This is a genomic window from Prochlorococcus marinus str. MIT 9201 (assembly GCF_000759955.1).
Taxonomy (GTDB): domain Bacteria; phylum Cyanobacteriota; class Cyanobacteriia; order PCC-6307; family Cyanobiaceae; genus Prochlorococcus_A; species Prochlorococcus_A marinus_G.
On sequence record NZ_JNAL01000012.1, the window covers coordinates 17380 to 38271 of the forward strand.

28 protein-coding genes and 1 other RNA gene are annotated in these 20892 nt (G+C 30.5%); 12 read left to right on the forward strand and 17 right to left on the reverse strand.

Going from position 1 to position 20892, the window contains the following annotated elements; genetic code table 11:
- Positions 1-2 precede the first annotated feature (2 nt).
- Positions 3-746: a TIGR00297 family protein gene (locus EU95_RS04170; RefSeq protein ID WP_032522225.1), complete on the forward strand. Its 744-nt coding sequence runs from the start codon at positions 3-5 to the stop codon at positions 744-746.
- A gap of 16 nt (positions 747-762) precedes the next feature.
- Here EU95_RS04170 and EU95_RS04165 read toward each other — a convergent pair whose 3' ends face one another.
- The 5 genes from EU95_RS04165 to EU95_RS04145 are packed head-to-tail and all read right to left on the reverse strand — an operon-like array spanning position 763 to position 5785.
- Positions 763-1407 carry a GDSL-type esterase/lipase family protein gene (locus EU95_RS04165; RefSeq protein WP_032522226.1) on the reverse strand — a complete coding sequence of 215 codons (645 nt, stop codon included), beginning with the start codon at positions 1405-1407 and terminating at the stop codon, positions 763-765.
- A gap of 49 nt (positions 1408-1456) precedes the next feature.
- Positions 1457-2959 carry a PhnE/PtxC family ABC transporter permease gene (locus tag EU95_RS04160; RefSeq protein ID WP_032522228.1) on the reverse strand — a complete coding sequence of 501 codons (1503 nt, stop codon included), beginning with the start codon at positions 2957-2959 and terminating at the stop codon, positions 1457-1459.
- A gap of 4 nt (positions 2960-2963) precedes the next feature.
- The gene (locus EU95_RS04155; protein ID WP_032522230.1) at positions 2964-3704 is read right to left on the reverse strand and encodes an ATP-binding cassette domain-containing protein; all 741 of its coding nucleotides are present in this window, start codon (positions 3702-3704) and stop codon (positions 2964-2966) included.
- Positions 3701-4594: a putative selenate ABC transporter substrate-binding protein gene (locus EU95_RS04150; RefSeq protein ID WP_032522231.1), complete on the reverse strand. Its 894-nt coding sequence runs from the start codon at positions 4592-4594 to the stop codon at positions 3701-3703. The genes EU95_RS04155 and EU95_RS04150 overlap by 4 nt, the downstream gene beginning before the upstream one ends.
- Before the next feature lie 12 nt (positions 4595-4606).
- Positions 4607-5785, reverse strand: a complete 1179-nt coding sequence (locus tag EU95_RS04145; protein WP_032522232.1) for a pyridoxal phosphate-dependent aminotransferase — start codon at positions 5783-5785, stop codon at positions 4607-4609.
- Positions 5786-5946: 161 nt separating this feature from the next.
- Between EU95_RS04145 and EU95_RS04140 the strand changes: the two genes are divergently transcribed.
- The 3 genes from EU95_RS04140 to EU95_RS04130 all read left to right on the forward strand — a co-directional run bounded on the left by EU95_RS04140 (position 5947) and on the right by EU95_RS04130 (position 9100).
- On the forward strand, positions 5947-6450 hold the full coding sequence (locus tag EU95_RS04140) for a uracil-DNA glycosylase (RefSeq protein WP_032522233.1): 504 nt from the start codon (positions 5947-5949) through the stop codon (positions 6448-6450).
- A gap of 35 nt (positions 6451-6485) precedes the next feature.
- Positions 6486-7703 carry a (E)-4-hydroxy-3-methylbut-2-enyl-diphosphate synthase gene (gene ispG, locus EU95_RS04135; protein WP_032522234.1) on the forward strand — a complete coding sequence of 406 codons (1218 nt, stop codon included), beginning with the start codon at positions 6486-6488 and terminating at the stop codon, positions 7701-7703.
- A gap of 77 nt (positions 7704-7780) precedes the next feature.
- Complete coding sequence (locus EU95_RS04130) at positions 7781-9100, forward strand: S41 family peptidase (RefSeq protein ID WP_032522235.1); 1320 nt, start codon at positions 7781-7783, stop codon at positions 9098-9100.
- Here EU95_RS04130 and nadA read toward each other — a convergent pair.
- Complete coding sequence (nadA, locus tag EU95_RS04125; RefSeq protein WP_072014839.1) at positions 9097-10056, reverse strand: quinolinate synthase NadA; 960 nt, start codon at positions 10054-10056, stop codon at positions 9097-9099. The genes EU95_RS04130 and nadA overlap by 4 nt on opposite strands.
- Positions 10057-10174: 118 nt before the next feature.
- Here nadA and EU95_RS04120 point away from each other — a divergent pair, with 118 nt between their 5' ends.
- Positions 10175-10948: a TIGR04168 family protein gene (locus EU95_RS04120; RefSeq protein ID WP_032522238.1), complete on the forward strand. Its 774-nt coding sequence runs from the start codon at positions 10175-10177 to the stop codon at positions 10946-10948.
- Between the two features lie 22 nt (positions 10949-10970).
- On the opposite strand, the gene EU95_RS04115 is transcribed toward EU95_RS04120, so the two are convergent.
- Positions 10971-11768 carry a methanol dehydrogenase gene (locus EU95_RS04115; RefSeq protein WP_032522239.1) on the reverse strand — a complete coding sequence of 266 codons (798 nt, stop codon included), beginning with the start codon at positions 11766-11768 and terminating at the stop codon, positions 10971-10973.
- Between the two features lie 31 nt (positions 11769-11799).
- Between EU95_RS04115 and EU95_RS04110 the strand changes: the two genes are divergently transcribed.
- A complete protein-coding gene (locus tag EU95_RS04110; protein WP_032522240.1) occupies positions 11800-12990 on the forward strand; it encodes an SAM-dependent methyltransferase in 1191 nt (396 codons plus the stop codon).
- Here the strand turns inward: EU95_RS04110 and aroB are convergent.
- On the reverse strand, positions 12987-14078 hold the full coding sequence (aroB, locus tag EU95_RS04105; RefSeq protein ID WP_032522241.1) for a 3-dehydroquinate synthase: 1092 nt from the start codon (positions 14076-14078) through the stop codon (positions 12987-12989). The two genes, EU95_RS04110 and aroB, sit on opposite strands and share 4 nt — an antisense overlap.
- 125 nt (positions 14079-14203) lie before the next feature.
- On the opposite strand from aroB, the gene EU95_RS04100 reads away from it, so the two are divergent.
- Together EU95_RS04100 and ssrS are read left to right on the forward strand one after the other, a co-directional pair.
- Complete coding sequence (locus EU95_RS04100; RefSeq protein ID WP_032522242.1) at positions 14204-15394, forward strand: 5-(carboxyamino)imidazole ribonucleotide synthase; 1191 nt, start codon at positions 14204-14206, stop codon at positions 15392-15394.
- 17 nt (positions 15395-15411) lie between these two features.
- Positions 15412-15596, forward strand: a non-coding RNA gene (gene ssrS / locus EU95_RS09445) — 6S RNA.
- A 56-nt stretch (positions 15597-15652) separates the two neighbouring features.
- On the opposite strand, the gene EU95_RS04095 is transcribed toward ssrS, so the two are convergent.
- Both EU95_RS04095 and EU95_RS09915 read right to left on the reverse strand, forming a co-directional pair.
- Entirely contained in the window at positions 15653-15880 is a 228-nt protein-coding gene (locus tag EU95_RS04095) for a hypothetical protein (RefSeq protein ID WP_032522243.1), read from the reverse strand.
- Entirely contained in the window at positions 15881-16135 is a 255-nt protein-coding gene (locus tag EU95_RS09915; RefSeq protein WP_032522244.1) for a high light inducible protein, read from the reverse strand.
- A gap of 201 nt (positions 16136-16336) precedes the next feature.
- Between EU95_RS09915 and EU95_RS04085 the strand changes: the two genes are divergently transcribed.
- The 3 genes from EU95_RS04085 to EU95_RS09925 are packed head-to-tail and all read left to right on the forward strand — an operon-like array spanning position 16337 to position 16915.
- Positions 16337-16630 (forward strand): DUF1651 domain-containing protein, encoded by a 294-nt coding sequence (locus EU95_RS04085; protein WP_032522245.1) that lies wholly within the window; start codon positions 16337-16339, stop codon positions 16628-16630.
- Positions 16631-16632: 2 nt separating this feature from the next.
- Positions 16633-16773, forward strand: coding sequence for a hypothetical protein (locus EU95_RS09920; protein ID WP_193742472.1), 141 nt, complete (start codon positions 16633-16635; stop codon positions 16771-16773).
- The gene (locus EU95_RS09925; protein ID WP_193742473.1) at positions 16763-16915 is read left to right on the forward strand and encodes a hypothetical protein; all 153 of its coding nucleotides are present in this window, start codon (positions 16763-16765) and stop codon (positions 16913-16915) included. Before EU95_RS09920 ends, EU95_RS09925 begins: the two co-directional genes overlap by 11 nt.
- Before the next feature lie 137 nt (positions 16916-17052).
- Here the strand turns inward: EU95_RS09925 and EU95_RS04080 are convergent, their stop codons facing one another.
- The 4 genes from EU95_RS04080 to EU95_RS04065 form a co-directional block, all read right to left on the reverse strand.
- A complete protein-coding gene (locus EU95_RS04080; protein WP_032522246.1) occupies positions 17053-17802 on the reverse strand; it encodes an NAD-dependent DNA ligase in 750 nt (249 codons plus the stop codon).
- Positions 17803-17988 carry a hypothetical protein gene (locus EU95_RS04075; RefSeq protein ID WP_241466724.1) on the reverse strand — a complete coding sequence of 62 codons (186 nt, stop codon included), beginning with the start codon at positions 17986-17988 and terminating at the stop codon, positions 17803-17805.
- A gap of 55 nt (positions 17989-18043) precedes the next feature.
- On the reverse strand, positions 18044-18298 hold the full coding sequence (locus EU95_RS04070) for a hypothetical protein (protein ID WP_032522247.1): 255 nt from the start codon (positions 18296-18298) through the stop codon (positions 18044-18046).
- A gap of 77 nt (positions 18299-18375) precedes the next feature.
- Entirely contained in the window at positions 18376-18603 is a 228-nt protein-coding gene (locus EU95_RS04065; protein WP_032522248.1) for a hypothetical protein, read from the reverse strand.
- A 194-nt stretch (positions 18604-18797) separates the two neighbouring features.
- Between EU95_RS04065 and EU95_RS04060 the strand changes: the two genes are divergently transcribed.
- The gene (locus tag EU95_RS04060; RefSeq protein ID WP_032522249.1) at positions 18798-19088 is read left to right on the forward strand and encodes a DUF1651 domain-containing protein; all 291 of its coding nucleotides are present in this window, start codon (positions 18798-18800) and stop codon (positions 19086-19088) included.
- Positions 19089-19808: 720 nt separating this feature from the next.
- Here EU95_RS04060 and EU95_RS04055 read toward each other — a convergent pair.
- The 3 genes from EU95_RS04055 to EU95_RS04045 all read right to left on the reverse strand — a co-directional run bounded on the left by EU95_RS04055 (position 19809) and on the right by EU95_RS04045 (position 20537).
- On the reverse strand, positions 19809-19991 hold the full coding sequence (locus EU95_RS04055; RefSeq protein ID WP_032522250.1) for a hypothetical protein: 183 nt from the start codon (positions 19989-19991) through the stop codon (positions 19809-19811).
- 6 nt (positions 19992-19997) lie between these two features.
- Positions 19998-20195, reverse strand: a complete 198-nt coding sequence (locus EU95_RS04050; protein ID WP_032522251.1) for a hypothetical protein — start codon at positions 20193-20195, stop codon at positions 19998-20000.
- Between the two features lie 87 nt (positions 20196-20282).
- Positions 20283-20537 carry a chlorophyll a/b-binding protein gene (locus tag EU95_RS04045; RefSeq protein ID WP_032522345.1) on the reverse strand — a complete coding sequence of 85 codons (255 nt, stop codon included), beginning with the start codon at positions 20535-20537 and terminating at the stop codon, positions 20283-20285.
- Positions 20538-20892: the final 355 nt, after the last annotated feature.

The window sequence follows — 20892 nt, forward strand, 5'->3', positions numbered from 1 at the left end:
ATATGGATTTAATTAGAAATCAATTTTTTATAGGTTTTTGCATTAATTTTATTTTGATTTATATATTTTGCAGGATTCCTTTGATGACTAAAAGAGGTTGGGTAAGTGCAGGCATCTTAGGCACAATTTTGTGGGGATGTTTGTCTTGGCAGGGATGGATGTCAGTTGTTATTTATTTATTATTTGGATCCCTCGTTACCAAAATAGGTTTTAAATTTAAAAAAGCACAAGGAATTGCTGAAAAAAGAGGCGGGAGGAGAGGCCCTGAGAATGTATGGGGCTCAGCAGCTACAGGATTATTTCTTGCCATGATGACAAAATTTAATGCTGCCAATGTAGTCATGTTTAAAGTAGGTTTTGCTGCAAGTTTTGCTGCAAAGTTGGCGGATACTTTTGGTAGCGAAATTGGAAAAAGATTTGGTAAAAATACATACTTAATTACTTCACTCAAAAAGGTGGATAGGGGAACCGAGGGAGGAATAAGTATAGAAGGAACATTAGCTAGTGTTTTGGGATCAATATTTATGGCTTTTATAATGCTTCGTCTATCAATTATTTCTACAAAATATCATTTTATAGTTGTTGTAGTTTCTGGATTCTTGGCAACACTTTCCGAAAGTATTATTGGTGCTAAATTTCAAAACAAATATAAATTAAGTAATGAATTGGTAAATGCTATTCAGACAAGTATTGCTTCTGTTTTTGCTATCTTTGCTCTTATTTTATATTCATATTTTGTAAATTAATAATATTTGGAAAGACCTAAGATCCCTTCCATTTTGTAAGCATCTCCCAACTTTTAAGTCTTTGGAAAAGCCAGAAATGACCTTCTGAATTTAGATGAATTCCATCATGCGTAATCCAATTTTTACTCCTTTTATCAGAGTACATTTCTCTAAAAGTAGGAAGAAATGGGACATTCTGATTGAGGCATACTTCCTCCATTCTCCTTTCATAAGAATTACAAAAATCATTTGTGTACCATAGACATCCTGCGAACGGCATTTTGCTTTCGTCAACTGGTGTCAAACCAATAACAAATAAATTTGTTTGAGAGTTCATTGCATTAATTAGCCTTTCTAATCCATATTCAAATCCATCTATATCTAATTGATGTCTTCCATTTATCTGACCAATTGCTGCAGTGTCGTTAAGACCTACATTTAGTAGGATTGCTTTAGGTTTATTTCTTCTCGTTTCTCCTCTAGATGACCATTCTTTTTCCCATCTAGATGAAACTTTTTCTATCCCATCTCCTCTAACTCCAAGTTGATAAATAACTGGCCCATTTTGGTTATTACCCCAATCTTTTCTAAGCCTCTCACACCATCCACCACCCTCGTTATCTCCCCATCCATAAACTGAGCTATCTCCAATTACAACAAGCTGTTTTGGTAAACTAATCACTATTACCGGAAAAAAATAATTACTTGATTTAACAAATTATTCTTACAAATCAAGTTAAACTATTCTTGATTTTACCATTTATTAATTCTCCAACTATTGCGATGGAGCTATAAGCTATCAAAACTATGGTGACTTCCTGCCATGCAAAGGAACTTAGTGATTCTTGTAATTGCCAACCTAGACCAACACTTCCAATAACCCCAACTATTGCAGTTTCTCTAATAATGATGTCAGATCTATAAGCGCAATATGCTAAGTAACTTTTTGCTTGTTGAGAAAATAAACCTAAAAGCCAACTAGTCTTTTTTGAGATTCCTAGAGATTTCATTGCAATATAATTTCTCTTGTCTTGGCTATCTAGATTTGTAAAAAGTAATTTGCTAGTAATACCAGCGTTGTGGAGACCTAATGTTAAAGCTGCTAAAGATAAAGAAGGATTATTAAAAGTTAATAGAGTTAGAAGTATTACAGGTGTAGGTATTAAACGTAATAAAAATGCAAAAATTTTTATAAAAATTTTAGAACTATTGTTGTTAAAAATTCCTATTACTAATGGAGGTAAACTAATTGCGATTCCTGTTGATAAAAGACTTAAAATTATTGTTTCTAATATAAGTTTTAAGAAATCAAATAATCCTAAATCTGAGCTTGATTTAAAAAGAGAACTAATGGAATTAAAATTTTCAAAATTATTATTAAAAATAAAATAAAGAAAATATGAAAAAGAAAATAAAATTGTTATGAAAATAACTGCAATAAAAAAAATAGATACGATTTTATTTGTAGTATTAAATTTTATTTTTTTGAATATTAATCTAGAAAGAATTATCAAAATTGCTAAGGACCATAAATAAGTCCATAACTCTCTAAAATTCAAAGTTTGGAAAGATAAAAAAATACTGGTACCTATTCCTCCAATCCCAAAAATTCCTAAAATCACAGTACTTCTTATTGAACACTCTAATCGATATAAACCAAAGTTTTTAAATGTATTTATTATTGGATTCCATATTAAAGTTAGTAAAGAAGAAAATTTAGGTGCATTTATTTGATTTATAGATTCAAAACTTTTGTAGTCAATAGTTTCTAATTGTTCAGCAAAAACTTTTGAATTTACAGCAATATAAGGTATACATATAGCTATTATTCCTATCGAAAAATTTATTCCATATATTTGCATTAATATTATTCCCCAAACCACTTCGTGTATAGATCTAATTATTGTTAGAAAAAACCTTATTATGCGGTAGAAAAAATTTGGAATATTAAAGATTTTATAAAAAATATTTGAGGAAATTATTCCAAAAATTACTCCAAAAATAATACTTACTAACCAACTAAAAAAACCAATTAAGATTGTTTCATTTAATCGCTTAATTACGGTAATAATAATTTCATTATCGATCTTGGGATTAAATGCAGAAATTAAGAATTCTTGGAATAATTTAAATCCTCCAAAATGAATATTGTTTATTAATTGATACCCTAGAGGTATGCATACCAAAATTGGAAGAAAAGATAATGAAGTATAGTTTAATTTTAATTTGTTCAACTAATTAATATATTTTCTCTAAATGAATCTTCTTTAAGTTATTTATTTTGATATTGAAAAAAATTTTACCATCCCTTATTCCAATAACTTTATCGAAATCGTTCAGCAAATCTAATCTATGTAATGCAACTAATACCGTCTTTGGCGATTTTTTTGCTTTATTTTTATCTACATTTTCTAGCAGAAGGTTTTTAATTGTTGTTATCAATTTGGGATCTAGATTATTAAAAGGCTCATCTGCAAGTAATATATTTGATTCTTGAATTAATGATCTAGCTATAGCCACCCTTTGTTTTTGCCCCCCAGATAGTTTTCTGATTTTTTTGTCGTAAATAGAGTTATGAAGTCTACATAATTTCATATATTTATGTGCCTTCTTAAAAGAACTTATATTTAATAAATTTTTAAAAGCGAAATAAAAATTGTTTTCCGCTAGTAGTCCACAATTAACATTTTGTTCTGCAGAGAGATCTTCTATTAATCTTAAATCTTGCCATATAGTTGTTATTTTACTTTTCTTCTCTCTATCTAATTCCTCGAAACTTTCATTGAATAATTTAACCTCACCTTGAGTTGGCTTTATAGTGCCATTAAGTACTGAAATAAGTGTAGTTTTTCCTGAACCGCTTTTACCTAAAAGTGCAATTTTTTCGCCAGAATTTATTTTTAGATTTATTTTATTTAGGATCAGATCATTTTTGTATTTATAAGATATATTTTCTAATTCTAAGACAGTATTGTTCATCTAATTTTATTTAATTTCTTCCCGATTTCCTCTATATTTTTATATTGTTTTGATTCTGCCTTTATAAATCTTTTTGCATTGAACATATCTAATAGCTGTTTATGTGATTTTTGCTTTATATCTAAATTTAGAATTACTGATTTAAGTTCTTTTGTAAACCCTTCCCCGAATCTATTTTCAAGATCACCTTGAGCTAACCAATGATAGTCAACATATTCTGGTGTGATCCAGAATAACTCTAAATTACTTGTTCTTTTGGGATTGTTTTTAAGATTGTTTTCCCAAACCTGTTTATTTAAAGCTCCAGCATCAAATGCCCCACTATTAACTAAAGCTATAGTGGCATCATGACTCCCACTAAAACCTGCTTTTTTTCCTTTAAAATGTTTAATTCCTACCCCTGCTTGATTTAAAAAATATTCTGGCATTAATCTTCCAGATGTTGAGTTTTCAGAGCCAAAAGTAAATCTTAAATTCTTTAGTTTTTTAAGTCCTTTAATGTTTGAAATTGAGTTAAGTTCTAAATTTTTGTTTACTATAAAAACACTTTTAAATTCCTTATCGATATCTCTTTGAGCTATGACAATTGAATTAGGTGTTTGTAATCTTGCTTGAACTCCTGATAAACCGCCAAACCAAACTAAATCTAAATCTTTAGTTCTAAATCCAGTTACTGCTGCAACATAATTAATAACAGGAATGTATTTAACTTCTACATCAAGTTGTTTGGATAATTCTTTTGAGAATAAATTAAATCTTTTGTCCAAAACATCTTGGTTTTGATCAGGTATTGCTCCAACTTTTAAAACTTTGGGATTTGAAAATACAGGTGATGAAAAAACAGAAAATAATAGAGATGAACTTAGTATGAAATTCTTTAAATTAAACATAACTTAGTTAAATTAATAGTATTCAGAGATTGCTTTTTCAAGCCTTTTTAGACCATCTTTTATTTTAATTTCTGAAGCTGCACAAGATAATCTTATACATTCGTCAGCCCCAAAGGCTTTCCCAGGCACAACAACTAATCCATAATCTTGAAGAGCTTTATTACAGAAATCAACAGAAGTAATTGAGGAATTGGGTAATTTTGGAAATGCGTAAAATGCTCCATTAGGTTCTTCAATATAAATCCCATTTATATTATTAAGACCCTCATAGAGAAGTCTTCTTCTTTGATCATAATGGCTATTTATTATTGAGAAAAACTCATTATTAATTTTTAAAGCCTCTAAAGCACCTTTTTGAACAAAAGAGCAAACATTACTTGTACTTTGACTTTGTAATGCTGAGGATGCTTTGATTACATCTTTGGGACCTGCTAAATAACCTATTCTCCAGCCAGTCATAGCCCATCCTTTCGCAAACCCATTTACTATAAAAATTCTATCTTTTAAGTCATTTGCTAATGAAGATAAACTGTAGTGTTTAAATTCTTTTTTAAGGATTAGTTCGTAAATCTCATCAGAAAGAATATTGATATTTGGATTTTCTCTAGCTAAATCGGCAATTTGTAATAATTCTTCCTTTGACATAATTCTCCCAGTAGGGTTATTAGGAGAATTGATAATTATAAATTTAGTTTTTGAAGAGACTTTAGACTTCAAATCTTTTATATTTATTTTGAATCCATCTTCTGCAGAAGAATTTGTAAAAATTGGCTTCCCACCCGCCAATCTAACCATCTGGGGATAACTTAACCAATATGGAGAAGGAATAATAACTTCGTCTCCATTATTTAATAAGACTTGGAAAAGATTATATATTGCTTGCTTAGCACCATTTGTGACCATTACATTTTCAAATTCATAATTTAAATCGTTTTGAATTTGAAGTTTATTTGCAATTGCTTTTCGGAGATCTAAATTCCCCGCTGCGGGCCCGTACTTTGTAAATCCATCAAATATAGCTTTACTTGTAGCCTCTATAACTTCTTCTGGAGCATTGAAATCAGGTTCTCCTGCACTTAAATTGCAAATATCTACTCCTTCTGCAGATAATTGATTTGCTTTAGCACTTATCTGCAATGTAAGAGAAGGCTCAATTGAAAGTGCCCGATCAGATAAATTAACTTGACTCATTGACTTATGACTTTTCAAATATGACTTTTAATAATGGCAAATGCATAAATTAAGAATAAATAAAACTATCACATAATGGTTTAATTTAGTTCATTTTCTTAATCTATTTTATTTTCATGTTTTGAGTTCTTAAGATAAAAATATTTAAAGTTTTATTTTCGGTGAAAAGGTTAGTAATTGGGAGAGGAAGTGTATTTGCAGATTTGTTAATAATTGGTGAGGCACCTGGAGCACAGGAAGATTTAGAAGGAAAACCTTATGTAGGTAAATCTGGTAAGTTATTAAACCGATTATTAATACAGGCTGGGATTGACTATGAGAAGGATGTTTATTTTTGTAATGTAATTAAATGTCGTCCACCAAATAATAGAAAACCCACTGCTAGAGAAATTAATATTCATAAACCTTGGTTGTTACAGCAAATAAAGCTAGTTGATCCAAAATTTATATTACTTACTGGTTCTACTGCTATGAGAGCTATTTTAGAAATTAAAGATCCTATAAGTAATTTAAGAGGTGAATGGATTAAAAAAGATGGGAGAGAAATTATGGTAATTTTTCATCCATCTTATTTGTTGAGATTTCCTTCGAAAGAAATCAATAAACCTTATCATCAAACTTTGAAAGACCTAAAGAATGTAAGTGGTAAACTATATGCCGTATAATTTAGTGAAATCCTTTTTGAATATCTAGAATTTTAATGTCATTAACTCAATCAAAAGAGGTTAATAGTCTCTCCAAAAGATATTCAACTCATATTGAGAGAAGGTTAACTAGAACAGTAATGGTGGGTGATGTAGCTATTGGAAGTGATTATCCAGTAAGAGTTCAATCGATGATAAATGAAGATACTATGGATGTAGAAAATGCTTACTTGGCTATCAAAAGACTTCATGATGTGGGTTGTGAAATTGTAAGGTTAACTGTTCCTTCTTTAGCACATGCAAAAGCAGTAGGGGATATAAAAGCAAAATTATTAGAAAATAATATCAACACCCCCTTGGTCGCTGATGTTCACCATAATGGTATGAAAATTGCAATGGAGGTTGCAAAACATGTTGATAAAGTGAGAATTAATCCTGGATTATTTGTATTTGAGAAATCGGACCCTACAAGGACTGAATATACGGATGAGGAATTTGAAACTATTAAACAAACAATACTTAAAAGATTTACCCCTTTGGTGGAAGTTTTAAAGGCTGAAAATAAAGCTCTAAGGATTGGAGTTAATCATGGGTCTCTATCTGAGAGAATGCTTTTTACTTATGGAGATACTCCATTGGGAATGACAGAATCTGCGATGGAATTCGTCAAAATTTGTGATGAGCTTGATTTTCATAACATAATTATTTCTATGAAAGCTTCCAGGGCCCCAGTTATGATGGCAGCTTACAGAATGATCGCAGATAGGCTTGACTCAGAAGGATATAACTATCCCTTACATTTAGGAGTGACTGAAGCTGGAGATGGTGATTATGGAAGGATTAAAAGTACTGCTGGAATTGGAACGCTTTTAGCAGAGGGATTAGGAGATACCATCAGGGTATCTTTAACGGAAGCCCCAGAGAAGGAAATACCAGTTTGCTATTCAATTTTGCAATCTTTGGGATTAAGAAAAACAATGGTTGAATACATCAGTTGCCCTAGTTGTGGCAGAACACTTTTCAATCTAGAGGAAGTTGTAGACAAAGTTAGGAACGCAACTTCACATTTGACGGGTCTAGATATAGCAATAATGGGATGTATTGTTAATGGCCCTGGAGAAATGGCAGATGCTGATTATGGTTATGTTGGTAAAGGCAAAGGAACTATTGCCTTATATAGAAGAAAAGAAGAGATAAAAAGAGTACCTGAAGATGAGGGTGTTAATGCTTTAATCCAACTTATTAAGGATGATGGGAAGTGGATTGATCCTTAAGGATTTGTCAAATTTTTGAAATTATAAATAAATTTTTTTTATAATAAAAATATAATGAATTCTTTGAAGATAAGAAATTGCTTAAAAAAAAATTTATAACTATTATTGCAACAACCTTTTCAGGGCTATTTTTAAATAATTTTGCAGAAGCAACAGTTTTAAATAATAGTTATAAAGAAGTAATTGATCATGTTTGGCAAATTGTATATAGAGATTTTCTTGATTCAAGCGGTAAATTTCAAAAGTCTAATTGGATTAACCTAAGAAAAGAAGTTTTATCAAAAAAATATTCAGACAGCAATGAAGCATATGATGCGATTAGAGATATGCTTTCTAACTTAGATGATTCTTATACAAGATTTTTAGAACCTAAGGAATTTAATCAAATGAGAATTGATACCTCTGGTGAATTAACTGGAGTTGGTATCCAAATAGTTAAAGATAAAGAATCTGATGATTTAATAATTATTTCTCCCATTGAGGGCACCCCTGCATACGATGCTGGAATTAAAGCTAAAGATAAAATATTATCTATAGATGATATTTCTACTGAAGGCATGAATATAGAGGAGGCCGTGAAATTAATAAGAGGACAGAGAGGTACTAAAGTTAAGCTTGAAATTCTAAGAGGTTCTAAATCCTTTTTTGAGATTTTATCGAGAGAAAAGATTGAAATAAAATCTGTATCAAGTAAAGTCAACCGATCCAAAAACGGATTGTTAATTGGCTATGTGCGAATTAAACAATTTAATGCAAATGCATCTAAAGAGACTAGAGATGCTATTAAAGATTTAGAAACAAGAAAAGTTGCAGGATATGTTCTTGACTTGAGAAGTAATCCAGGAGGTTTATTAGAGTCAAGCATTGATATCTCAAGACACTTCATTGATAAAGGAGTAATAGTAAGTACAGTCAGTAAAGATGGTTTAAAAGAAACAAAAAGAGGAAACGGTCAAGCTCTAACAAAAAAACCTTTAGTTGTTTTAGTTAATGAGGGTTCTGCTAGTGCCAGTGAAATAGTTTCTGGCGCAATAAAAGATAATAAAAGAGGAAAATTAGTTGGGAAGAAAACGTTTGGTAAAGGTCTAGTTCAATCTATGAGAACATTAGTTGATGGTTCAGGATTAACTGTTACAGTTGCTAAGTATTTAACTCCGAACGGCACTGATATAAACAAATCTGGAATTATTCCTGACATAGAAGTGAAAATGAATATCAACCCTATTCTCCAAAGAGAGATTGGAACTAGAAGAGATAAACAATATAGAGCTGGTGAAAAAGAGCTAATAAATATAATTAATAGAAAGAATCAGATAAGTGAATTTAAACCTAAGACTGCAAACCTCAATGCATTCCTACAAATTAATAAGGAAGATAAAGTATTTTCATTAAATTAATTACTCATATCTAGCATTCTCTTTATTGGAACATAGGCTCTTCTTATTATTTCTGGGTCAAGTTCGATAGACGGTGAATTATTTTTCAAACAATCTAGAATTTTTTCTAAAGTATTCAATTTCATATATGGACACTCGTTACATTTACAACCTTCTATATCAGGAACTTCAATGAAGATTTTATTAGGTTCTTTCTTCTTCATTTGATGAATTATTCCAGGCTCAGTTAATACCATGTATGTTTTAGATGGATCTTTACTTACGAAATCAAGCAGTTTACTTGTTGATCCAATAAAGTCTGAGAGAATTAGTAAATTTTGACTACATTCAGGATGAGCAATGACTTTTGATCCTGGATTTTGATATTTTAATTTTAGTAGTGCTTCTTCACTAAATGATTCATGGACAATGCAGCTGCCAGGCCATAATTTAAGATCTCTTCCTGAGTTTTTTTGTACCCATCTCCCAAGGTTCTGATCAGGGGCAAATATTATCTTTTTATCTTCAGGTATCTTTTTAACTAATGAGACTGCATTACTGCTTGTGCAGATTAGATCACTTTGCGCTTTTACTTCTGCAGTACAATTTATATAACTTACCACATAGTGCTCTGGATTTTCTTCCCTAAATTTTTGAAATTTATCTGAGGGACAATCGTCTGCTAATGAGCATCCCGCGTCAATATCTGGTAAAAGGACTGTTTTATTTGGGCTAAGTATTTTTGCAGTTTCGGCCATAAAGTGTACACCGCAAAAAATTATTATATCTGCATCATTATTTGCAGCTTTCCTTGATAGATCTAATGAATCGCCAATAAAATCTGCAATTTCTTGAATCTCTGGAGCTTGATAATAGTGCGCAAGAATAATGGCATTAGCTTTTTTGCAATGCTCCTTTATTTCCGAAATCAAAATCTCTTCAGTTTGAACGGATTTCTGTTTTGCAGTAGAAGTTATACTGGTCAGGATTTAGAATATCTCTAAATAGATTATATGCCTTTAAATAGAAAAAATTCTGACAAATTTAAAAATTGCTATTGTTGGTGACTGTCATGGACAGTGGTCTGAATTAGACTTGAAAGTCTTATCGACTATCAAACCAAATATTGTTTTATTTGTTGGTGATATTTCTGATGGGAGTGTCAAAATAATAAAAAAAATCAATGAGATTAAAATTCCTACTTTTGTGATTTTAGGAAATCATGATAGAGGTAAGGATTCTACAGGAGAAATTCTCTCAAAGCAGATACGTGTTCTTGGTGAAAAATATTGTGCATGGGATTTAAAAGTTTTTAATAACCAAATTAATTTACTTTCTGCGAGACCATGTAGTTCTGGAGGTGGTTATTATCTTTCAAAAGAAGTCAAAGGCGTTTATGGACCTATCACCGAACAAGATTCAATAAATAAAATTATCAAATGTTCAGAGGAGACTATTGAAGATATCCCTTTAATAATTATGTCTCATGCGGGCCCTTCTGGTTTAGGCTCAGAAGCTAAAAGTATTTGTGGGAAAGACTGGAAATTACCCTCTTTAGATTGGGGAGATAGAGATTTGTCTGTGGCGATTTCTCAAATACAAAAGAAAAGAAAAGTTGAACTTGTAATTTTTGGTCATATGCACAATCGTCTTAAAAGAAATCTTGGTTTAAGAGAGATGTTTAAAATTGATAGTAAAGGGACAATTTATTTCAACACTGCAGTAGTGCCAAGGTATAAAACTGATGAAGATGGGAAATTATTAATTAACTTTTCATGGATTGAATTTAAAAAAAAGGAATTAATAAATGTTTCTCATCGATGGTATTCAGAGTCTGGTGAAATTTGTGAAGAAGATAAATTTTTTTAGGAATAGATATTTTGATAAAATTTTAATTTTTTTTGGGCTTTTCATATCTGGCAAAGAGAGTTTGAGACAAGATATAACCCGTAATTCCTGCGGCTGTAAAAGCTAAACCATTTTTAAATAAAGGTAATAAATCATTTGTTCTGGATATTATCGGTGCTAAACCAAAAATTCCAAATAACATACCCCACAAAGGAGAAAGAAGAGCTAAAAATCCAATTGATATAACTTGACCTTCTCTTCTTGGAGCAGATGCGAAACCTGCTACTAGACCTCCAAGAATAGAAGTACATAAAGTCCATATATATTGCTCTTTGGGTAGGCCAGGGACAACTTGACACCCTCCTTTTTCAAGGCAAATCTTTACTGAATTAATTGCATCTAATACTGCACCATCTTCACCGTGATCTTTCACATAATATTGATTACCAAATCTTGTTTGAAGTTCAACCCAAAATAACCTTGGCATAAAATTAAAATAAGCCTCGCCAACGTTAAAGTTGAGTAAATTTCCTCCTCTAGGATCTGCAACTATTAACAAACTTGTCTCATCTAAATTCCAATAGTCCTTGATTGCGCTACCAGGAGAACTCTCAAACTGAGATAAATATTTAATTTTCCACCCACTTTCAATTTCAAGATTGTTGAGCTTGTCTTCTAAAGATTTTTTTTGATTAGGGCTTAATGTTTTAGCTAAATCAATAACGGGTGTTTTTTCTTGAGGTAAGATATTTGGATTATTTATAGCGAAAACGGGTTTTTGTGAAATTAAAACTAAAATAGATAGAAATATTCCCAATAAATAGTTAATCTTTGAAGGCATAAATAAGTTTTGTCTCTTTATATTTTCGCCGATGAATAGCTTACCCGCGAATAATACAGATTGGTTAGTAAAAAAAATAATAAAAATGGGAGGGACTATAAGTTTTTATGACTTTATGAATTTTGTTTTAAATGATCCTATTAATGGTTATTACGGCAGCGGTAAAGCTGAGTTAGGCGTTCGAGGAGATTTTGTCACATCACCTTCTTTATCTGATGATTTTGCTTTTTTGGTTGGTAAACAAATAGAAAATTGGCTAATTCAGTTGAAAAATAGTTTTTTATCGAATCAGAAATTAGCTGTAATTGAATTTGGAGCTGGAGATGGAAGCTTTATGAGTGGATTAATTAAATATTTTTTAGAAAACAACAAGAATTTTTTGGAACGAGTTTCTTTTGTAATTATTGAACCCAATGAAGGGATGGTAGGAAAACAAAAAAATAAATTGGATGAATTTTTAAACTTAGATATTGATATTTTATGGAAAGATTTGGAAGAAATAGAGGAAAATAGTTTAAATGGAATAGTTCTTGCAAATGAGGTTTTAGATGCTTTGCCAGTAGAGAGAATAACCTTTTCAAAAGGTAAATTACTTCGACAAGCAGTTTCTATAGACAAAAAATCTCGTAAATTATTTTTTGATGTAATGCCAATTACAAGTGAATTGAAAAAAAGTATCGAACTTGCTAGAAGTGACTCGGGAATTAATATTCCACCTGTAGATGCCCTTGATGGATGGTCGACGGAATGGCATGTAGATAACTCAAAATGGTTAAAAGCTATTTATGGAAAATTCAGCAATGGTATTTTATTGATAATTGATTACGCTAAAGAAGCTAAAAGATACTACACATCTAAGAATTCTGATGGGATGATAGTTTCTTATGAAAATCAAAAGATGAAGAATAATATCCTAGATTCTCCTGGAAATTGCGATTTAACATCTCATGTATGTATAGAAACTTTAATTAATGATGCTGAGTCTCTTGGATTTAACACTCTTGGAATAACTAAACAAGGAGAGGCTTTGTTGGCACTTGGATTGGCAGAGAGACTTTATGGAATTCAGAAAGAATCTAAGGAGGATTTATCAAATGCCCTTTTAAGAAGAGAGGCATTACTTAGACTCGTTGATCCTGTATGTCTAGGTGACTTTAAGTGGTTTGTTTTTAATAAGTTTAAGAAGAAGAAAATGAATATAAATTCAACCTGTTTGCGTTAATAAAAAAACTTTAAAAATAATGAATCCTCTACGTCATCATATATATCTACTGCACCAATTTCTTTAGGCAAAATAAATCTCATTTTGCCATCACGAACTTTTTTGTCTCCCATGAGTATTGTTAGAACGTCTCCTTTATTTATTTTGGGGATCTCGGTAGGAAGATTGTAACTCTCCAAAAGATTCTTCTGTCTCTTTAATTCTTCTTTAGTCCATAACCCTTTCTCGATTGCTATTCCCCCCGCAATATTCATACCAATTGATATTGCCTCTCCATGCAGAAATTTGCCGTATCCACACAAATTTTCAATAACGTGACCAAAAGAATGTCCATAATTCAATATTGCTCTAACGCCATTTTCATGTTCGTCTTGAGAAACAATATGAGACTTTGTTTTAATTGAACTTTCAATTATATTAATTAGATATTCATTCTTGAGATTTATAAGTTCATTCTTGTTTTTTTCAATTTCTAAGTATTCGAAAAGTTCTTTATCTTTTATTACCCCATATTTTATTACTTCGGCCATGCCTGCATTAAATTCTCGTTTGGGCAAACTTTTTAAAGTTTCTGGATCAATAAAAACTGCTTTGGGTTGATTGAAAGCCCCAATTAAATTTTTACCTTTTGGGTGATTCACTCCTGTTTTTCCTCCAACAGACGAATCAACCATCGATAATAATGTTGTTGGAATCTGGATATATTCAATTCCTCTCAGCCAAGTAGCAGCTGCAAAACCACTTACATCTCCTACAATTCCTCCTCCAAGGGCAATAATTATTGAATTTCTATCTAAACCAAATTCAAATGCAAAATCATATATTTCACTTAAGGTTTTTAAGTTTTTATATGATTCTCCAGCCTTGATAAGGAACATTTGGGCCTGATATTTATTAACTTTTAAATTATTTAAGAATTTTTCTCCATACAAATTTGATATTTCTTCATTTGAAATCACGAGTATTTTTCTATTCTTTGTTATTCCAATTTTTAAAAGTTCTTCGCTGATATTATTCAGTATCCCTGCATTTAGAGTTACTTCGTATGACTTATCACCTAATGGGACTAATATTTTTCTCTTATTCACAATTGATTACCTAGTTAAAATTTATAAATATTTAGTATTAAATACTTTATATATTAGCAAAATCTAAGCTCTAGATAATTAAAAATTCAGTTGTTAAGAATTAGAAATGGTAATAAAATCATGCTATGAGTTTTAAAAAAAATATAAACGATATTAAGAAAAATTATTCCCTTGGAATAATTGGAGGAGGTCAACTAGCGTTGATGTTAACCGAGGCAGCAAAAAAAAGAGATTTAGAGGTATGTGTGCAAACAAAATCTTGTGATGATCCCGCTGGTTTAAAAGCAGATCATGTCATAGAAGCTGATCCTTTAAAGATAAGAGGTAATAAATCATTAATTAATGAGTGTGAAAAAATAATTTTTGAAAATGAATGGATAAAAATTGACAAATTAGATTTAATTGACAATAACGATATTTTTGTTCCAAGTCTTAATGCAATTAAGCCATTAGTAGATAGATTTTCTCAAAAGAAATTAATAAGTAGGATGAATATTCCCTGCCCAAAATGGATAAGTATTGAAGATTTTAAAAAACTCTCGGATGAGGAAATCAGTAATTGGACTTTCCCTCTAATGGCAAAATCAAATAAAGGTGGATATGACGGTAAAGGGAACAAAAAAATAAAGTCAAAAGAAGATTTAGGTTCTTTTTTAATAGACAATAATTCTGATGAATGGTTAATAGAAGAATGGATAGAGTATGAAAAAGAACTAGCTCTTGTTGGTTCGAGAGATAGAACCGGTAAGATAAGATTTTTCCCAATCGTTGAGACAATTCAATCAAATCATGTTTGTGATTGGGTGCTTGCACCTGCGACAACTGAATATGATTTGAACTTGTTTGCAATAAATATTTTTTCTTCAATAGTCAATGAACTTAATTATGTTGGAGTTTTAGCTATTGAATTCTTCTATGGGGATAATGGTCTTTTAATTAATGAAATAGCTCCTAGAACACATAACTCAGCTCATTTCTCTATTGAAGCTTGTACATCAAGTCAGTTTGATCAATATGTTTGCATTTCTTCTGGGATAATGCCACCTGAAATCAAAATGAACTGTGAAGGGGCAATTATGATAAATCTACTGGGATTAAAAAAAAATTTCCCCATTTCGATGGAGACAAGAGTCAAAATGTTATCTGAAATTGAGGGTTCTAATATTCATTGTTATGGCAAATCTCGAGAAATTCTGGGAAGAAAAATGGCTCACATTACATTTCTATTAAATGGTAAAACACATTCAGAAAGATATGATGAGGCACAAGTTTTATTAACTATGGTAAGAGACATTTGGCCATCTCCAAATGGATAAAAAAATAAGTTAGAGTTAAGTTACTGGGTCTTTGGTTATGTTCTTCTTTATGTGCTCTGATCTGACTCTCTTTCGACATGAGGAGACTGTCGTGATGCGGTAGTAAACCGATCTTGTAATCGGAAACGAAAGCCCACTTTGAATCCTCTTCTGGCATTTCCAGGTCGATGCAGCAGAGAACTAACGGGGATCCGGTATTACTTATCACAATAGTTGCTATGAAACGTTTTTGATAGGTATTTTATTTAGAAGTTATTTTTAAGGATAAAAATCCACTTTCCAACGCATTATGCAATAACTTAGATTGTTATATCCATTGCAATTCCAGAATTTAAATATTTTTACAGTGAAATGGTGGAAACCAGCATCATTGAAAAATGCCCAACCAAAATAAATAGCAAATGCAGTTGCAACAAATGCCGCATATTGAAGCCAATGCGTTCCAGACTTGTCTAAACCATTTTTGTCAAAATTAGAGTTGCTCATTTAAAGGATTGGATAAGCTATCCAACCAAATAAAGAATAGTTGATTATGACAGCCATGAAGCCAATCATTGCCAGCCTTCCATTTGTTCTTTCCGCAATAAACCAATATGTATTTGGCCATTCAAAAATTTCCCCCATGTTGGATATTTGATCTTTTGAAAGTGAAGTCTCTTTGGGAGTATTTTCCTTGTCAATGTAGTAATTACTATCTGGGTAATAGCTTTCGCTTCGAATATTGTATTCTTTTTTAATCATTTTTTTTGAGATTTAAATTTTTTATATCATAAAAACTAAAAAGCCTAAATAGGTCAAAAAGATATTTTTAGAGGAAGTTTTGAATAAGACTTCTACATTCAAAAGCTATTTTTTAATAAGTGTAAATAATAATTTGTTTCCCAAAATACTTGACGATCCATTTCATATACGTATATTTATAGTACACATGTATTATTAGCGATGACTTTAGGAGGAGCTAATGTTTGGACTAATTTTTCTTACGGTTATCGTAATGAGTCCCCAAGTGGTTGGTTACTCAGCCCTGACCGCAGCAGATTAATTTTATTTACAATTAATAAAAAATCTCCAAGAAGTAGTACCAGAATTTTTACTCATACATATTATGCAAATGATCTTGGTGAGCCAATGGCAATTAAATCATCAACTCAAATGTATTTGGATAATGCCTGGGACAAATGGCATGACCTTCAATTAGAAGGTTGGACTTTTGAAGAGCTCGAATTACCTGAATAAGTATGACTAACTTAAATCCAATCAAAAAAAAACTATCAAAAGTAGATAGAAAGGTATCTATCCAAGAGCCATCAAAATTATTAGCAGAATTTTTTAATGGTGTTGTTATTGAACTTGATGAAGAATATGAATATGACTCATAAAGAATTGATAGATCATGTTTCCGCAAATTTATTTAAACAAAGTGGAAAGTTAGAAAGCCGAAGATCTTGGTTAGCAATGAGAAATTATCTCGAACAATTAGATAGCGAACAACTTAAGTCCATGCTTGAGGATCATCGATGATTGTGAAAACTTTTTACTAGATATTTATTTGGTTTTTATTTTTTTCTTAATTCTCAGAAAGCCGTAAGTTCCAAAACCAACCAAAAACATGTCTAGGTAAATATGCCAAGTAGGAAAAATCTGGTGTATTGATTCCATTAACTTTTTATTGCTACTTGCCAATAAGGATAATGTAAATTTGATTTTTCTCTAATTAATTGTAATTTTCTAGAATTTATCTTTACTACTATTCCGTCTATTGGATATTTCCTAAAAAGCTTTCCTTCAAGCCATTGTTTTCTAAATACTTGAACTTCGCTAGTAAAGTTGCATGAAATATCCTGAGGTATCGTGAAGCCAAGCTTAGAAAGAATCTTTTTGGACTCATATTGGTTAAGTTTTGAATTAAGTATTTGAAATGCGCAGAAGCTAAGACTTTCAGTAGATCCTTCTTTAGCCCTGAGAAATCCAGAAGCGATTTTCTGGGATATATTTGAACTTTGATTAGTTGCGTATAATTCTCCCCTAACTTGAAGAACTCCTTGTAAAGGGAGATTATTAGGAACGTCTTGGACTTGAATAAGTTTGCTAGTAACGTCTGCCCCTTTTCTTGTAATCGCCTTCTCCAATGATCCATCGCTGTATTGCAAAGCAACAGCACAACCATCTATTTTAGGTTCAATTAATAATCTAGTATCTTCTAGTAAGCCTTTCAAGAATTCGTCTATCGAATCCCTCTTTAATGTAGGTAAAACTAGTTTATTTTTCTTTTTAAAGTAATCGCAATCAGGATTTATCCTAAATAAATTCCTTTCAAGCTGGTCGAACTGCTTATTAGATATTAAAGCATTACCATTTCTATAATTATCGTCATACCATTCAATTCGTTCTTCTAAATAAGTCTTCATTTAATACGATGGCTTAAGTTTTTGGTTAGGTATCCAACTTGGTTTATCAATGATCCATTTTTCTTTATCTTCATAGTGAACAGTCCATAACAGGAACGAAGAAAAATTTTTTAGAGATATTCCAACTACATATCTTGTTTTTGGACTTATTGAGATAAAGCAAAGTAACAATATTAATAAAAACATCTTAAACACACCCTTAATCATTTGAAAACACAGCGATATTATTTCAGGATTTTTATTAAATGCAATTTTTATAACCTTCAATTTTCGCTAATTCATTAATGTTCAAACCTGTTTCTTCTAATAAGGTTTCACCTATATCGTCTTTATTAAATTTAGTTAGTGCTCCTTTAGTGGAATACTTAATGCATTGGTTTTTATATGCTGCTTCTTTGACAACAGGTGATAAATAAAAACCAAACAAGATGATAAAAGCCCCATAGGTTACAACTTTTCTATGGTTTTTCCACCATTCATAAAATTTATTAGACACGATAAATTAATAACTAGACTCTATTTTAAATTGATTGTCAAGAAATTACTTCTGTAATTGATTGACTACATAATTTTTTATTTTTCATTAATAGATCTAAACCAAGAATGATACCTTGATTTTCTAATCCTTTGTTCTTTCGAGACTAATCTATCTGCAGATTCTAAGGGCGATTCTCCTTTCTCTACTTTTGTTGTAATAGATATACCAAAACCTTTTGCTTCAATTTTTGCAATGCCACCCTCTAAAAAAAACAGAAAAGACCAACCTTTATTCCATCCTAAAAAGAAGGGATTTCGATACATATTTTTATTTTGCGGATTTACTCTTTAATGATATTTATCTTTTGATGGAGTTACTTGTATACACTATTACCAAATGAGAAGTTTACGGCTGATTATTTATGGAAAGTAATTTTCGAATTTAAATAATTAAAAGGAACGATACTTGACGCTGAGAAGTAGTACATTTATATTATTAGTACAACTGTATTATCTTTATGACATCAGGAGCCTCTTATGTTCGGACTAATCTTTATTATGGCAGCTTTATTGACGCCCCAACTGGCTGGTTGTTTAACCAAAAAAGTGGTTTATTAATTTCTTTTGAGAATTATGAGAAATTTGTATCGAATAACTTAAAAGTATATACTCACCTTTTCTATGCAAATGAATTAGGTGAACCAGCTCAACTTAAAAATTCAAGACTTCATTCTATTGAGTGTGCTTGTGAAACATGGAATGAATTAATTTCTGGAGGTTGGCAAATTGTTACCAATAAATTCCAGTAATCATGATTAAGGTAAATCCTTCAAAATGGTAATATCTAAAAGAATCTATCCTAAAACGAAAACGTACAAAGATTTGTATTACTTGCAGTCACTTTCGATTCAGCACTATAGAAACTTTTGCTACTGTCTTGATCTGTCCAAGATACGAAAAACGAATACCACAGGGTGACCATTTACTTAAAGGTTGTGAGTATTGGCAAAAAAATAGGATTATTTTTTCTCCTGAATCATCTTAATTATTCTCTAATTAAACTTTCCTAGATAGAGATATTTAATTATGTAAACAAAGCATTATTTTATACAACTTTAAAAAATCTTTTTAATTAATTTGTTATTTATGATTCAATTTTACTTTTCCATATTTCTATTAGTAGTGCTTACATTTTTTGCACTTTTATTAGATGCCCCAGAATTGGCTTCTTTAATTCAAACATTCTAGAAAAAAATAAATCAGCATTTTTACTGATTTACTTACTTTATAGATAAGGCTTAGGTTTAATTTGTTGAATCGGAGGGATCTAATGATTGACAGTCCACCAGAGGAATTAGATTATAAAATTTAAATCTAGATAAAACTAATGCTAAAAATGGAATGAATCTTCTATTTAAGATTCATTTCTTTTTTTTTATTGCAAAATAATGGATATTAAATTTTTAAAGTTAGAAATCTATTCTTTAAACTTATTTGTTTTCTCAGAAAGTTCTTTATATTGGCTAACTTTACCTGAATCCAAAACTAGTTTTTTGTTCTTGCTTTTGTTCCCATTCATTCAAAATTAGTTTTAATAAACTTTTAACTTCTAAATTTGAAGTATCAGTTTCTTTTTGAAGATTTATACAAATACTTTTAATTTCTTCATAGGCATTATCAATTAAGATAGTTTTTTGATCTGGATTAGCCATAGAACTCTAAAATGCTCCGTTACAGTTGAATCCACTGCAATTAATAACTCTAAAAATATTGATTACAAAGTTGTGGAATCTTTCATCATAAAAAAATGCCCAGGTCGTAAATATAGCAAAACCAGACACAGCAAAAGCAGCATATTGAAGCCAATGTATTCCATAGCTATCTAATCCATTTTTATCAAAATCAGAATTACTCAATTGCTTTTTTACTTATATTAAAATTATTTTTTTTAAAAGGAGAGTTTGTTTCGAGTGAAAGATTTATTTTCTTAAAAAATTGTTAGCCTAAATAAAACCTGGAATTATCCATCCAAAAAAGCCGTAATTTATTATTAAAGCAAAAAAACCAATCATAGCTAATCTACCATTTGTTATTTCGGCATTTTTCCAAAATTTACCCATATAGTTTTTAATTTTTTTCGAATTTTTTTCTATCAAATAATTTGGTTCTAAAGGTTCCTGCAGTCTTTTGATGGTGTATAAGGAAAATTGTATTGTAATTGCGACTATAACAACTATAAAACTTGTAAGAGCATCCATTTTTAGATTTCGTATGTGATCAATTTGCAGCCAAAGAGTAAATGACATTTGTATGTATTTAACATTTCCTTTTTCTACTTTTATGACAAAGGAAAACTTAACTTTAATTATTAATTAATGTAACATGTTTAAAAAAAATAGGTATGAATCCTTACATTTTCTTAGGATTTCATGCCGTAAAAAACAATAATGGCACATTTATGTGCCATTTATATCCAAAGAGAAAAATAATTGAATTATAAATTAGCTCTAAATTTAATTTATCCAAATCAGATAGAATAATGAAAAGTTTTTTATTGAAATATATTTTCAACAACTATAAATTATTGCTTTTGTTTAATTTCTGGAAGATAAA